Source organism: Janthinobacterium leeuwenhoeki, from assembly GCF_051380795.1.
Lineage (GTDB): Bacteria > Pseudomonadota > Gammaproteobacteria > Burkholderiales > Burkholderiaceae_D > Janthinobacterium.
Window position 1 is genome coordinate 59,762 of the sequence record NZ_JBNYXT010000013.1, and the last position, 15,080, is coordinate 74,841.

At 66.0% G+C, this 15,080-nt stretch carries 2 protein-coding genes; both read right to left on the reverse strand.

Features of this window, described 5'->3' with window-relative positions; genetic code table 11:
• Positions 1 to 8 precede the first annotated feature (8 nt).
• Positions 9 to 3,314, reverse strand: a complete 3,306-nt coding sequence (locus ACQ4WS_RS12820) for a hypothetical protein (protein ID WP_436476762.1) — start codon at positions 3,312 to 3,314, stop codon at positions 9 to 11.
• 52 nt (positions 3,315 to 3,366) lie between these two features.
• Positions 3,367 to 15,015 carry a hypothetical protein gene (locus tag ACQ4WS_RS12825; RefSeq protein ID WP_436476764.1) on the reverse strand — a complete coding sequence of 3,883 codons (11,649 nt, stop codon included), beginning with the start codon at positions 15,013 to 15,015 and terminating at the stop codon, positions 3,367 to 3,369.
• Positions 15,016 to 15,080 lie beyond the last annotated feature (65 nt).

A 15,080-nucleotide genomic window follows, 5' to 3' on the forward strand; every position in this document is an offset into this window, starting at 1 on the left:
GGTAGTTTTCATGGCCGGGCCAGGGTACGGTTGATAGTGGCGTCTTTGCCTTTGAACAGGTTTTCATCGAACTTGAAGCGCAGGCGCAGGTAGGGGCCGCGCGCCGTGTAGTCGGCGCCCGTCAGGTCGCGGTCGGAGAATCCCGACCAGTTGTGTCCGACCGACAGCCACAGGTTTTGCGCCAGCAGATAGCCCACTTCGACGCCATTGGCCCACTGGCGACTGCCACCTTGCGGACTGCCCATCACGGCCGCCAGCACGCCGATGTCCCAGTGCTTGCTGATGTCGTACACGGTGCGCCCGGAAAACAGCCATGCCGTGTATTTCTCTTGCCCGGCAGGCAGGTTCTTGTCGTTGTTGTGCTTGGCGGCGACCCTGCCCGTGAACCACCAAGGACGGCTGGGGTGGTAATCGAGGTGTGTGGAAACGATGTGCGCGCGGTAATTGTTGCCATCGATCTGCGACTGGTCGCGCACGGTCTTGTACTCGTAGCGGGCCAGGCCGTTGAAACGGTTATCGTCCACCGGACGCCAGGCAAAGCCCAGCTGCGCCCGGTCCTGCAGCACGTTGCCCACGGGCGCGCCGCTGGCGTCGTCGTTGTTGCGCGTGTACAGCAGGTAATTGCGCGCAAGCAAGGTCCAATCGCGGCTCAGCTTGCGCGCCCAGGCGATGGTATTGAGCCATTGATCCTGGCGCTGGTTGCCGGGCGCGATCTCGCTGTCGAACAATCGCCGGTACTCGAGCTTGACGGAGCCGCGCCACAGGGGATTGACGGCATAGTCGAAGCCCGCCGCCACGGCCACGGCTTGCTGCTGCTGGCCGTTCATGACTTTCAGGTATTCGATATTCGTGTTTGCCGCCAGCCCTTCGCCCAGGTTCCACGTGTTGCGCAAGCCGGACGCCAGTTGCAGGTCGCGCTGGTTGCTGAGACTGTAATCCATGGCGTCGCGCATGCGGTACTCGCCAAACACGGTGCCGCCCGGCATGTAGCCCGTATCGGCGCCGGCGACGAAACTGGTGCTGCGGTCGGCCGGATTGAGCGAATAGGCCGATGCCAGGCCCGTCTGGTTTTCATAGCGCGCGTACAGGCGGCTGCGTTCGGCCAGCTGGTATTGCGCGCCCAGGCCGTAGCGGTGCTGGTCCGCGTCGGAGACGCTTTTTTCCACGTCGCCATTTAGCGTCCAGCGCTCCGTAGCCTTGTATTGCACCCCCAGGCGCACGGTGGTGGCGTCCAGCGGCGCCGTCGTGCCCGCGCCAGCACCGGGATTGATGGGCGCAAACGTGGTGATGCTGCCGCCCGTGACGGGATCGATGGCCGTGTTCGCCGTGCCGTTGCCGAAGAAGCCGCCCGTGGGATTCAAGCCCGTGCCCAGCGGCGAGGTATTCGGCGCGATGCCGGCCGTCGACGGCATGCCGCCGCTCTCCTTCATGTGCTGGACGGACACGTCGAGCAGCCAGCGTTCGCTGGCATTCCAGGCCACGCCCAGGCGCTGCGCATCGCGGCGCGCATCCGTGCTGCGCTCATCGCTGCGGATGGCCTCGCCATACACGGTGACGGCGGGACTGAGCTTGTAGCCCGCCTTCACGCCCGCCTCGCCCCGTCCGCCCGTGATGCCGGCCGCCGTGTTATTGAAATCCCTGTCGGAACGGTTCCAGAAGGCTTTCGCTTCCAGCTTGTCATCCTTGTGCTGCAACTCGACCCGGGCCGCATTGCCGCTGACCTCATCGCGCAGCTCGCCCGCCTGGCCGGACGGCGTCGTGTAGATGCTGCCGCCCGCGCTGTAGCTGGTGGACGTGGTGCGCGCCACTTCGAACACCAGCAGGCTGTGTTCGCCTAAGCGCAAACCCGCATTGACGCTGTGCAATTTATACGGCGACAAGGGGTTTTTATCTTCCACGGCCGAGCCACCGAGCGATACCATCTTGCCCAGTTGCACCTGGCCATCCACGCCCAGGGTCCAGAATTTTTCGCCGCCCTGGTCCACCTCATAGCTGATGCGGATCGATTGCGGGTCGCCATTCGGCGTCAGCGCGGGGATCGCCTGCTTGAACAGGATGCGCCCGCTGAACGGCTCGAAGCTGTAATCTTCGAAACGGCGCAGCTGCGTCACTTGCACGATATTGCCATTCTGGTTCTTGTCGCGCACCACGATCTCGATCTTTTCCGAGTTTTCGATGGCGTTGTTGTTGCGCACGGCAAATGGCCCCGAGGTGCCATTCGCCCGGTACTCCTCGACCACCTGCTTCAGGCTATCGTTGATGGCGAAGGCATTGGCGACGATGCCATCCTGTTCGTAGTGGCCGCGCCCGCCCGTGGCCGTGCGGTTGTACTGGCCCAGTTTTCTCTGCTGCAAGTTGGCCACGGCGCCGCCGCCCGTCATCTGGCTGAAGCCGTCGCCGGTGGCGAAGTCGCCATACAGCACATAACTTTTCTGCTGGTCGATGCGCACGTACAGGCGGTCGCTGGAGCGGGCGTCAAAGTTGCGCACGGAACTGTCGCCGTACACGGGATAAAACTCTTCCGGATTGACATCGCGCAAGAGACGCGCGCGCGTATCCTTGTCCGTATCGTAGGCGGCCGTCAGCAAGGCGTCGCCACGTATCGTGCCTTTCAGGAACATGGCTGCGCGGCCCGCCACGTTGGCCTTGCCATTGTTGAAGGCGCGGCTCCAGCGCACGATGTCGCGCTCGAAACCGTCATTGAAACGCGACGGTGCAATGTCGCTGCTCGACAGGCTGCGCTTGCTGATGATGCCGTCGATCAAGCCCACGGCCAGCATGTCGCGCAGTTCTGGCAAGAAGCTGATGGTGCCCTGCGCCGCCACGCTGCCGGCCGACAGGCGCAGCAGCACGTCCTGCGGCGTGGATGGGGCCAGCAGGCTGAAGCTTGCTACCCCATCCTCCACCGTCAGCTGCGTGCCGGGCGTGACCTTGTCGACGTCGCGCCGCTCAGGGCCCAGCTCGTCCGTGCGGGCGCCGGGCAGCAGGATGCGCCCACCGCTGGCTTCGATGGTCAACAGCGCCGTGCCCGCCAGGGGCTTGCCCTGCGCATCGTACAGCCTGACCGTCAGCGTGACGGGACTCTGGCCATCGGCCGGCACGTCGTTGCGGTCCGTCTCGACGGCGATGCGCGCCACGCCACGGTTGATGGCATAGTCGGTGCCGTCCACCTTGCCGGCAAGGAGGGATGGCGCCGCCACGGCGGAGCCTGCCGCATTGTCCGCCAAGGGCAGTTGCGCGTGGCCAAACGCCGGGAATGCCAGCAGGGCCAGCGCGGCGGCCATGCGACGGGGCGCGGGGAGGGTTCTCTTCATAGCTTGTTTCTCTTTAGCAGCATTAGCCAGCGGCAAGTGAGGTGAAAGATGCTTATTGCGCATGGCTGCCTCCTGCGCTTGGCACAGCGGCCGGCATGGGTGCGCGTGGCGCGACGACAGGCTGGTTGGCGCTGTCCGTCGCCTGCGCGGGCGCGCTAGCGGGCTGGCTGCTGAAACTCAGTCCCGGCCCCGCCCTGCCCTCCCTTTCCACGCTGCGCACCTCGCCCTGCGCGCGGCGCGCCTTGACTTGCTCCAGCACGGGGTTCGAGCACGAGCCTTCGATGAAGTCGGCGCGCAGCAGCTCGCCGTTCTTGGTATCGAGGAACAAGCTGTGCGGGTCGCCCAGGTTGCGGTTCGACGCTTCCATCATGCGGCTGGTGCGCGGCAAGGTGGCGCCATCGACCTTGATGACATGGCTGTTCGGCGTGATGCCGCAATAGCTGTACTTGCCTTCCACGTCGGTGGTGAAGTTCGTGCCATCCTCCATGTACAGGCGCACACCCGGGATGCCCAGTTCCTCGCCGTCCTGCACGTGGTTGTTGTTGCAGTCCACAAACACCTTGCCGGCGATGCAAGCATCCGTCGTAAACACGCCGCCCGTCACTTTCACCTTCGCGCGTGCCTCGTTCGAGGGCGGGCCGTTGGTGGTCGCGGCCTGGGCGCGATTGATGCCGTCGCCCTGCAGCGAACCGACGCCCACGCGCAGGCGGTAGCGGAAGCTGGCGCTGGCGTTCGGCGCCAGCGACTCCAGCTTGAAGCTCAGCTGCGGCCCCGGCTTGCCGGACGGATCGGGCTGCACCACGTTGTTGCGCGTGGTGGTGCCGTCGATGTAGCGGAAGCCGGCCGGCAGTTTATCGAGCACGCTGACGCCAAACGCCGTCGCCACGCCCGTGTTCTTCACTTCGATCGTGTATTGCAGGCTGTCGCCGATCTCGGCCTGGGTCTTGTTGACGCTCTTACTGATCAACAACATCGGCTTGTCCTTCGTGTTGAACACCACGGGCGTGAAGCTCGGTGGCGTGGCGCCCGGCGTGGCCGGCAGCAGCAAGGTGTCGGCCGAACTGGCCAGGGCCAGCACGCTGGCGGGCGCCACCGGCGTCATCGACGTACCCGTGCCGCTGTAGCTGTGGCCGATGTTCATGCCACCGCCGTCCGGGCCGAACATGGTGCTCGCATATACCTGGTTCAATTGCGGCACCGTGGGAATCGCCGCCACGCTGCCGAAATCGACCAGCACCGTGAAGCCGATGTTGCAGCTTTCCTGCGGCTGCAAGTCACCCTTGCCGTTCAACAAGCCAAACACGGTGGCACCGTTGAAGTCGGGATTGGCGACGCAGGCCGTGGCGCTGGCGGGTCGCGCCGTGACGGCCAGGCTGCCCGGCTTGAGGGTGACGCTGGTCGCCGTGGGGAAGACGGCCCTCAGGTTTTCCGCCACCTGCACCATGGTCGAGGTCGGGTGGCCGGCGGGATAGCGGTTGGCCGCCTGCACCGTGTAGCTGATCTCGAACTTGCTGGCATCGATTTGCTGCTGGGCAGACACTGCCTTGATGACATCGACCACTTGCCGCAGCAACACCACGGGCGTGGGCGTGTCTTCGCCCGTGAAGGCAACGCCGCCCACGGTATCGGAGGCGTTGCCGTTGCGGTTAGGGTCGACTTTTTCCACCAGTGCGGCCACGTCGGCGGCCGTGGCCACGGCGCCCGCATGGCTGCCGCCATTGTTGGAAGCGTCAAACACGAGGCTGCCCACGGGTGGCGTATAGGCCGGATTGGCAGCGATGACGCCAGCCGCCGGGGCTGGCGGCACGCTGATGGCGCCGCCCGCGTTGGCGACATTGCCGCCCAGTGCGCTGGCAAACACGCTGTTGTTGTACTGCGGCAAAGTCGTCTCCTGCACCGTGATTTCCACGCTGAAAGTGATGACGCTCAACTCGCCCTCGCCCAGGGCCGCATCACCGCTGAGCAAACGCAAGTCGCTGCCGCCGCAACCGCCCGTAAAGCCCGGGTTGACGGCCAGCTGCCTGCTGCCGCCAATGGCGGGCGCGGCAGGTGGCGCAACGACGCGGCACGTGACGGGTTCGGGGAAGGCGGCGCGCAGGCTGTCGAGCGCCTGCACATTCGATGCCGTGCCCTTGCCCACATTCCGGATCACCACCGTGTAGGGCACAGTGAAGACTTTGGCCGACAGCTGGGCCACCTTGCCCACGCCCAGCGCCACGCCGATGGCGGGATTCGCCACTTCCGTGATAGCCGTGCAGTCAGATGCTTGCGCGCAACGTGGCAAATCGGCACCGGTGGGCACGATGGTATTGCTCAGCGTGCCGCTGGCGGCCACTTTCGCGCTCACCGTGACGGCGGCCACGGCATTGGGCGCCAGGCCAGCAGGCACCGTACACACCAGTTTATTTGCGGCCAGCGGCGCGCAAGTGGTGGGCGCGGCGGGCGTGACGACAATCTCGGTGAGGCTGGCGGCCAGGTCGTCCGTCAGCGAAATGGCTGCCGTGGTGGCGCCGCTGCCGCTGTTGGTGGCAGTGATGGTCCAGCTGACGGTGTCGCCGATGCTGGTGTTGGCCTTGTCCGCCACTTTCTTCACCATCACGCTGGGGCTGGTGACGTTGGTGCTGGTCTGGCAATCGGCTGGCACCAAGCATACCGGCGCATCAGGACCGGATGGCACGACGCGGTTGAGCGCCGTGCCCGCCTGGGTGACGGTGGCCGACACTTGCACGCTGGCTTCGCCGCCATTGCCGATCAGTCCGGCAGGCACGCTGCAGGTGAGCACATTGCCGGCCACCGGGGCGCAAGTGGCGCGCACGGGCGTCACTTGCACGTTCGCCAGGCCGGCCGGCAAGGTATCGACCAGAGTCATGACGGCGCGCGTGGGACCGCTGCCCGTGTTGCTGGCTGTGATGGTCCACACCACGGTATCGCCCACATTGGCGGCGGCGCGGTTGGCAATTTTCTTCACGGCCACTTTCGGCCCCGTCAGCACCACGCTCGATTCGCAGCTGCTGGCCTGCGCGCAGGCCGGATTATCTGGCCCGCTCGGCATCACGCGGTTCGACAGCACGCCTTCCAGCGTGCCCGTGGCCGTCACGCGCACGCTGCGCGTGCCATTGCCGATAGCCAATTGACCAGCTGCAATGGTGCAGCTTTGCACGCTGTTCGCCACCCAGTTGGCCAGCGGCGGGCAAGTCACGCCAGCGTCGGCGTTGACGGCCAGCACCGTCAGGTTCGGCGGCAGGATGTCTGCCAGGCTCACCACGCCCAGGTTGGCCACGCCGCCGCTGTTGACGGCGGTGATGGTCCAGATGATGCTGTCGCCCACATTGGCATTGCCGACGTTGGCCGTCTTGCTGACGCGGATGACGGGGCCCGGCATAGTCACCGTCGCCGTGTTCGGCAAGTCGTACTGCACTTCCGTCGAGCTGGTGGTGATGAGGCTGACGATGGTCGACACGTTGCTGGCCGGCTGGATATACGACAGGCCGAAACTGTGCAGCTCGTTGGGCGCCAGGCTGGCGGGCAAGCCCGTCACCGTCAGCATGCCGCTGATGGCGTCATAGCTGCCGGCCGCGCCGCTCAGGGTCACGCCCATCAGGCCCTGCGCCAGTTTCAGGCTGTAGGTCACGTTCTCGGCCGTGCCGGGACCGGCATTGCTGAAGCTGACGATGCCGTTGATCTGGTCGCCAGCGCTGGTGCTACCGGGGAAACCGTTCAGTGTCGTGGTCACGTCGACCAGCAGCTTGATGGCCGTGGTGCTGGTGCTGCAATCCGCCGCCTGCACGCAGACAGGATTGTCCGGGCCGCTTGGCAACACCGTGTTCTGCAGCACGCCGGCAGCGCTGGCCGTGGCGCGCAATACCACTTGCGCCTGTCCGCCCGGCGCCAGGCCGGCCGTCACGCTGCACGTGACGATATTGCCGGCCACGGGCGCACAGGTGGCCAACTGCGTGGACAGCACTTGCACGCCGCTGACGCCGGCTGGCAGGTTATCGGTCAGCACGATGGCGGACTTGGTCGCACCCGTGCCGCCATTGCTGGCAGTAATGGTCCAGGTCAGCACGTCGCCCACGCTGACACTGCTCTTGTCGACGCTCTTGCGCACCGTCACTTGCGGCGCCACCAGGGTCGTCGTGGCCTGGCAGGCGCTGGCTGTTTCGCAGGCGGGATTGTCGCCACCGCTGGGCAAGACACGATTCGACAGATTGCCACCCAGGGTGCCGCGTCCCGTGACGACGACCTTGCGGCTGCCGTTAGCGGCGGCCAATTGACCTGCCGCCACCGTGCACGCCTGCACGCTGCCAGCCGTCCAGCTTGCTACCGGCGGACAGCTCACGCCTGCGTCGGGCGTCACGCTGAGCACGACGATGTTGGCCGGCAGCACATCGGCAAGGACGACGGCCTGTTGATTCGGCAAGTTGCCCGTGTTCGTCGCCGTGATGCTCCAGGTCAAGATATCGCCCACGGCCGCGTTCACCTTGTCGACCGTCTTGCTGGCGCGGATCACGGGGCCGGGCAAGTTCGTCGTCGCCGTGTTCGGCAAGTCGTTGACGATTTCCGTCGAACTGGTGCCCACCACGCTGCTGATGCGCGAGCTGTTGCTGGCAGGCTGGGTGTAGAACAGGTTGAAGCTGGCGCTCTGGCCGGCGATCAGGGTGGCCGGCAAGCCGCTCAGCACATACAGGCCAGTGCCGCTGTTGTAGACGCCGCTGATGCCGGCCGCGCCGCTGACGGGGCTGACGGAAACGCCGCTCAGGCCCGCTTCCAGCTGCAGGCTGTAAGTCATCGTTTCCGCCACGCCAGGGCCCACGTTGGCAAACGTCACCACGCCACGGATGGCGTCGCCCGCATTGCTGCTGGCGGGGAAGCCGTTCAGGGTGGTCGTCACGTCGACCAGCAGTTTCGACACCACCGTGGTGGTCTGGCAATCGCCGGGGACGGCGCAGACGGGATTGTCCCCTCCGCCCGGCAGCAGCGCATTGACGAGGCTGCCCGACAGGGTCGCCGTGGCGCTCAGCTTGACGCTGGCGCTGGCGCCGGCGGCCAGGCCGGCTGGCACACTGCAAGTGACGACATTGCCTGCCGGCGCAGCACAGGTGACGGGCGCCGTCGGCGTGACCAGCACATTCGCCAGGCCCGCAGGCAAGGTATCGGTCAGGGTGGCGATGGCCGTGCTGGGACCGCTACCGCTATTGCGCAAGGTCAAGGTCCACGTCAGGGTGTCGCCCACATTGGCCGCCGTCTTGTCGACGCTCTTGCTGGCGTTCAGCAAGGGCGAGCTGACGGTGCTGGTGGTGTTGCAATCGCCCGCCTGCAGGCAGGCCGGGTTATCCGTGCCGCTGGCGCTGACGCCATTGACCAGACTGCCTGCCGCAGCGGCGCGCGCCGTCACTTGCAGCGTGGCATTGCCGCCAGCGGCCAGGCCAGCCGGCACGCTGCACGTGAGGACATTGCCGGCCAGCGGCGCGCAAGTGACGGGCGCGGCGGGCGTGACGACGATATTTGCCAGGCCGGCCGGCAAGGTATCGGTGATGGTGGCGACAGCCGTGCTGGCCCCCGTGCCGCTATTGGCCAGGGTGACCGTCCACGTCAGACTGTCGCCGATATTCAAGGCCAGCTTGTCGACGCTCTTGCTCAGCGCCAGGCTAGGGCTGGTAATGGTGGTCTGCGTTTTGCAGCCGCTGGCCTGGAAGCAGGCTGGATTGTCCGGGCCGCTCGGCATGACCTGGTTGGCCAGGGTGCCACCCGCGCTGGCCTTGCCGGTCAGCACGATCTGGCGTTGGCCATTGCCTGCCGCCAGCTGGCCGATGGCCACGCTGCAACTCTGGCTGCTGTTGGCCACCCAGCTGGCCAGCGGCGGACAGGTGACGCCGCTGTCGGGCGCCACATTGGTGACGACGATGTTCGCTGGCAGCAAGTCCGTCAGAATGACGGCGCCCTGGTTGGCCAGGCTGCCCGTGTTGCTGGCCGTAATCGTCCAGATAATTTCCTCGCCGACATTCGCCACGGCCTTGTTGGCCGTCTTGCTGACGCGAATGATGGAACCGGGCATGGTGACGGTAGCCACATTGGGCTGGTCGTTCGGCACTTCCGTCGACGTCGTGGCAATGCGGCTGACCACGGTCGACAGGTTGCTGGCCGGCTGGATGTAGCTGAGCTGGAAGCTGAAACCCTGCCCCTGCGCCAAGGTGGCCGGCACGCCGCTGAATGTCACCAGGCCGGAGCCCGCGTTGTAGCTGCCCGCCACGCCGTTGACGCTCACGCCGGCCAGGCCGGGCGCCAGTTGCAGGCTGTACGTCACGCCTTCGGCCGGGCCGGGGCCGATATTGCTGAAATTGACCGTGCCGGCGATCGTGTCGCCCGCATTCGTGCTGCCAGGAAAGCCGTTCAGGGTGGTAGTCACATCGACCAGCAGTTTCACGGCCGTGCTGGTGGTGCTGCAATCGCCGGGCTGCGGGCAGACAGGATTGTCCGGGCCGCCAGGCACGACGGTATTGACGTAGGCGCCGGCCGCAGTGGCCACGCCCTTGACGACGATATTGAGCGCGCTGCCCGCCGCCATGCCGGCGGGAATGGAGCACACGAGCTGATTGCCGCTTGGCGCCGCGCACGTGGCGGGCGACGCGGGCAACACTTGCCACAGGGTCAGGTTGGCCGGCAAGGTGTCCGTCAGGGTGATCACGCCCATGGTCGCGCCCGTGCCCGTATTGGCCACGGCAAGCGTCCACGTCAGCGCGTCGCCGACATTGATATTGCTCTTGTCGACGCTTTTACGCACGGACACTTGCGGGCTGAGGACGGTGGTGCTGGTCTGGCAGGAAGCGGCTTGCGCGCAGGCTGGATTGTCTGGGCCGCTCGGCAAGACTTTGTTGCCCAGGCTGCCGCCGGCCGTGCCCCTGGCTGTAATGACGATGCTGCGGCTGCCATTCACGGCGGCCAGCTGGCCGGCCGCGACGGTACACGCTTGCGCGCTGTTGGCCAGCCAGCTGGCCAGCGGCGGACAGCTGACGCCAGCGCCTGGTGTGACGGACAGCACTACCACGTTGGCGGGCAGGATATCGGTCAGGGTCACCACGCCCAGGTTGGCCAGGCTGCCCGTATTCGTCGCCGTGATGCTCCACGTGATCGTCTCGCCCACGTTGGCCGTCGTCTTGTCGGCCAGTTTCGTCACGCGGATGATGGGGCCGGGCACGGTCGCCATCGCCGTGTTCGGCAAGTCGTTCGCCACTTCCACCGAGGTGGTGGCGATGGTGGACGTCACCATCGACAGATTATCTGCCGGTTGCGTGTAGCTGACGTTGAAACTGGTGCTCTGGCCACTCGCCAGGCCCACGGGCAAGCCGCTGAGGGTGACGACGCCCGTGGCCGAATTGTAGCTGCCCACGGCGCCCGTCAAGGTAACGTTGCTCAGACCAGGCGTCAGCTGCAGGGTGTACGTCACGCCTTCAGCCGGGCCTGGTCCCACGTTGGCGTAGGTAACAGTCCCGGAAATCGTATCGCCCGCCAGGGTATTGGGCGGGAAATTGTTCAGGGTGGTGGTGACGTCGACCAGCAGCTTGAGCACCGTGGTGGTGGTGCCGCAATCGCCGGGCAGCACGCAGGCGGGGTTGTCGGGCCCGGATGGCAGCACGCTATTGACGGCGGCGCCAGCCAGGGTGGCCGTGGCGCTGACAACGACCTTCGCCGATGCGCCGGGAGCCAGGCCGGCCGGCACGCTGCAGGTCAGGTTCTGGCCCGCCACGGGCGCGCAGGTGACGGGCGCCTGCGGGCTGACGACGATGTTCGCCAGCCCGGCCGGCAAGGTGTCGGCCAGCGTGACGGCGCCCGTGCTGGCGCCCGTGCCGCTATTGTTCACCGTCAAGGTCCACGTGAGCGTGTCGCCCACGTTGACGCTGGCCTTGTCGACGGTTTTCTTCACCGCCACGTTCGGGCTGGTGACGCTGGTGGTAGTCTGGCAAGCGGCCGGCGTGGCGCACGCGGGATTGTCGACGCCGCTCGGCACGAGGCTGTTGGCCACCGTGCCGGGCGCATTCGCCACAGCCTTGATCAGCACCGTTGCCTGCATGCCGCTGCCCAGTCCTGGCGGCACGGTGCACGTCAGCGTCGTGCCCACAGGCACGCCGCAACTGGCCGGCGCCGCCGGCAGTATCTGCAGCGCGCCCACGTTCGCAGGCAAGCTGTCCGTCAGGGTAATCGGGCCATTCGTCGGGCCGCTGCCGCTGTTGATGGCTTTCAGGGTCCACGTGATGGTGTCGCCGAGGTTGACGGTGGTCTTGTCGACGCTTTTCGTCACGGCCACGCTGGGGCTGGTCACCGTGCTGCTGGTGGCGCAGTCGGCGGGCGTGGCGCAGCTTGGATTATCGGCGCCGGATGGCACGACGCTGTTGGCGTAGGTGCCCGCTACGGCAGGCTGGCCCGTGACGGTAAAACCGGCCACGCCGCCATTCGCGGCCAGGCCGGCCGGCACCGTGCAGGTGAGGATATTGCCCACTGGCACGGCGCAGGTGGCGCTGCCGACCAGCGCCACGTTCAGGCCCACCAGGTTGGCCGGCAAGGTATCGGTCAGCGTGATGGGCGCCGTGCTCACGCCGTCGCCGCTATTCGTCGCCGTGACGCTCCACGTCAGGGTGGCACCGATATTGATGCTGGCATGGTCGACGGTTTTCGTCACCGCCACTTTCGGACTGGTGATGGTGCTCGTCGTCTGGCATACGCTGGCCGAACTGCAAGCCGGGTTGTCCGGACCGCTGGGCATGACGCGGTTCGACAGGCTGCCAGCGGCCGTGGCGTGTGCGGTGATAATGACCGTGCGGCTGCCGTTCAGGGCGGCCAGCTGGCCGGCAGCGACCGTACACGTCTGCGTGCTCGACGCCACCCAGCTGGCCAGCGGCGGGCACGTCACGCCCGGTGCGGCCACCACGCTGGTCACCACCAGGTTCGGCGGCAACAAATCGGCGAGACTGACGACGCCCTGGTTGGCGACATTGCCCGTATTGCTGGCCGTGATCGTCCAGACGATATTCTCACCCAGGTTGGCCGTGGCCTTGTCGGCCGTCTTGGTGACGCGCACGTTCGGTCCCGGCACCGTCACCGTGGCCGTGTTCGGATAATCGTTCGCCACCTCGGTGGAAGTGGTGGCGATGATGCTGGTCACCGAGGAAATATTGCTACCCGGCTGGGTGTATGACAGGTTGAAACTGACGCTCTGTCCGGGCGTCAGGGTCGCGGGCAAGCCCGTGAACGTGATGAGGCCGGTGCCCGCGTTATACGTGCCGCTCACGCCAGTGACCGACACGCCGGCCAGACCTGTGGCCAGTTGCAGGCTGTACGTCACGCCTTCGGCCGCGCCCGGTCCCAGGTTGGCATAGGTCACGACGCCAGCGATGACATCGCCCGCGTTCGAGGTGCCGGGGAAACCGTTCAGGGTGGTGGTGACGTCCACCAGCGCCTTGCTGACGACGGTCGTCGTCTGGCAGGCGGCCGGCGTGACGCAGCTGGCGCCATTGCCGCCGGATGGCGTCACGCTGTTGACGAAATTGCCGGCCGCCGTGGGGCTGGCGCTGATGCTGACCTGGGCGCTGGCGCCAGGCGCCAGGCCAGCCGGCACCGTGCAGGCAAGCGTATTGCCGGCCAGCGGGGCACAGGTGACGGGCGCCGTGGGCGTGACGACGATACCGCTCAGGTTAGCAGGCAAGGTATCGGTCAGGGTCAGCGCCGCCGTCGTGGCGCCGGTGCCGGTATTGCTGGCAGTCAAGGTCCACTGCAGCGTGTCGCCGACGAAGGCGCTGCTCTTGTCGACGCTTTTTTGCACGCGCACGAGCGGACTGACGATGCCCAGGGTGGCGCTGTCAACGTTATTCGCGGGGATGGGATCGAGCGTGGTCGCGCCGGCCGTGGTGGTGATCGTCAGGCTGCCGCTGGCAGGCAGATTGAAGGTGGAAGTGCAATTGATGCGCGAGCCGGGTATGAAGGGCGACACGGGTGCGCTGCAGCTGGCAGTAGCGCCGGCTGGCAAACCGCTCATCACGCAGGTGGGCGCGGCCGCATTGTCGGGGCCGTTATTCGTGCACACCCCCGTCACCGTCACGGGGGTGCCGGCATTGTAGGGGCCGGGTGGCAGCGTGGTGACGGCTTGCATGTCCGCCTGCAGGCGGCGGTTGCTGATGCTGCACGTGACGGGCGCATCGGGCATCGTGAAGTTGCCCGCGTTGGCGGCGCCGCTGGAAATGATGGCGGCCGTATCCGTGCGCACGCAGCTGTAGCTGCTCTGGTATTGCGCCAGGTTGGTGGCCGTGCCCGCAGTTTCCGCGAACGTTGCAAGGTTGCCCACGCGCACGACGGCGCTGGCCGTGGCGCCGTTGCCGCCTTGCACGCCAGCCGTGCCGTTGGCATTCATGATGAACAGGCCGCTGTCGCTGGCGGGCGCCAATACCTTGATCACGCTCAAGGTCTGTGTCGTGACGGTTGCCGTCGTCGTACTGTTGTTGTTGCTCAGGTCACTATCCGTTTCGTTGGGCGAAACGGTAACGCTGGCAGTGTTGGCAATGCTGGCGACATCACTAGGCGTGGCCGTGATGGTGAGGGTCAAGTAGGCACCGCTGGTGGGCGCGCTGGTGGCCGCGTTCACGGGCAAGGTGCCCATGGTGAGGGCGACGTTGTTGCTGCCCGCACCCGAACTGATGCTTCCGCACGAGGCCGCGCCGCTTGCGGCGCAGGTCCAGCTGACATTGCTCAGGCTGGCCGGCAACACATCCCTGAAGGTGGCGCCCGTGCTGACAGCGGGGCCGCGGTTCCAGACTTTTATGGTGTAGCTCAAGGGCTTGCCGACGGCAAACTTCGCCGGACCTGCCTTGTTGACGGCCAGGTCGGTTTTACTATTGGTGCAACTGGTGTAGGAACTGGCCAGGCTGGGATCGCGCAATTGCGCCGCGGGAATGATTTCCGTCACATTATCGGGACGCGTCCAGCGCATGCGCAAATGGTTGATGCCGCCCACGTTATTCCACAGGACGCGGGCCAGATAACAGCCGCCCGGCGTGGCGCTATTGAAATTGCCGGCCAAATTATGGAAATCCGTTTCATTATTCGAATATTCGGGCACGCTGCCCACGGCCACGTTATACACGGCGCTGCGGTAATTGGTCGAATACTGGGTGGAAAAATCGACTTTCACGTCATCATCATGCGCGACGCTGAATTTGTAATTGCCCGCCTGGGGAAACACCACCAGGGCGTACATCACGCGGCCCATGATCCAGGCCCGGCAGGCAGCCGACGTTTGCTGCGTCTCGATGTAACATAACTGCGCGGGATTGGCGGCCGTGCCAGTGGCCCAGTCCATCTGTGGCGAGGAGCCCGTGCGCGCCGCATTGACGGCAGGATTGGCGGCCAGTGCCAGCAGGCTGGCGAGGCGGCCAGCACTGCCCGCGTTAAAACCGTTGTTGTAATTGGGTGCAGGCGGATTGGCCGGCACCCGCTCGACACCGCGGTAATCTTCCCACAGCACTTGCGCGCTGGAAGGCGCGGCAGCGGCCAGCAGCAGGGACGCCATGGCCAGCGGCACAACATGGGACTTGGAAAGACGGGGCCAGCGGGTGCTCCAGGCCATCGTGGTCAGCATCCTGATGTGGCGCCCGGCGGATGAAAAAGCTGCATGGCGGCCGGAACGGCCTGCCGTTTCCTGTTGTATTTTGATCATGTTGTTCGCTAAGAAATGTTCTGCTGCACGAGACAGATACATATAAAAATGACATTTAATTGCCA

Bases quoted from the DNA above. Each gene is read 5' to 3' on its own strand.
- ACQ4WS_RS12825 (WP_436476764.1), bottom strand. From the start codon at position 15,015: ATGATCAAAATACAACAGGAAACGGCAGGCCGTTCCGGCCGCCATGCA.
- ACQ4WS_RS12820 (WP_436476762.1), bottom strand. From the start codon at position 3,314: ATGAAGAGAACCCTCCCCGCGCCCCGTCGCATGGCCGCCGCGCTGGCC.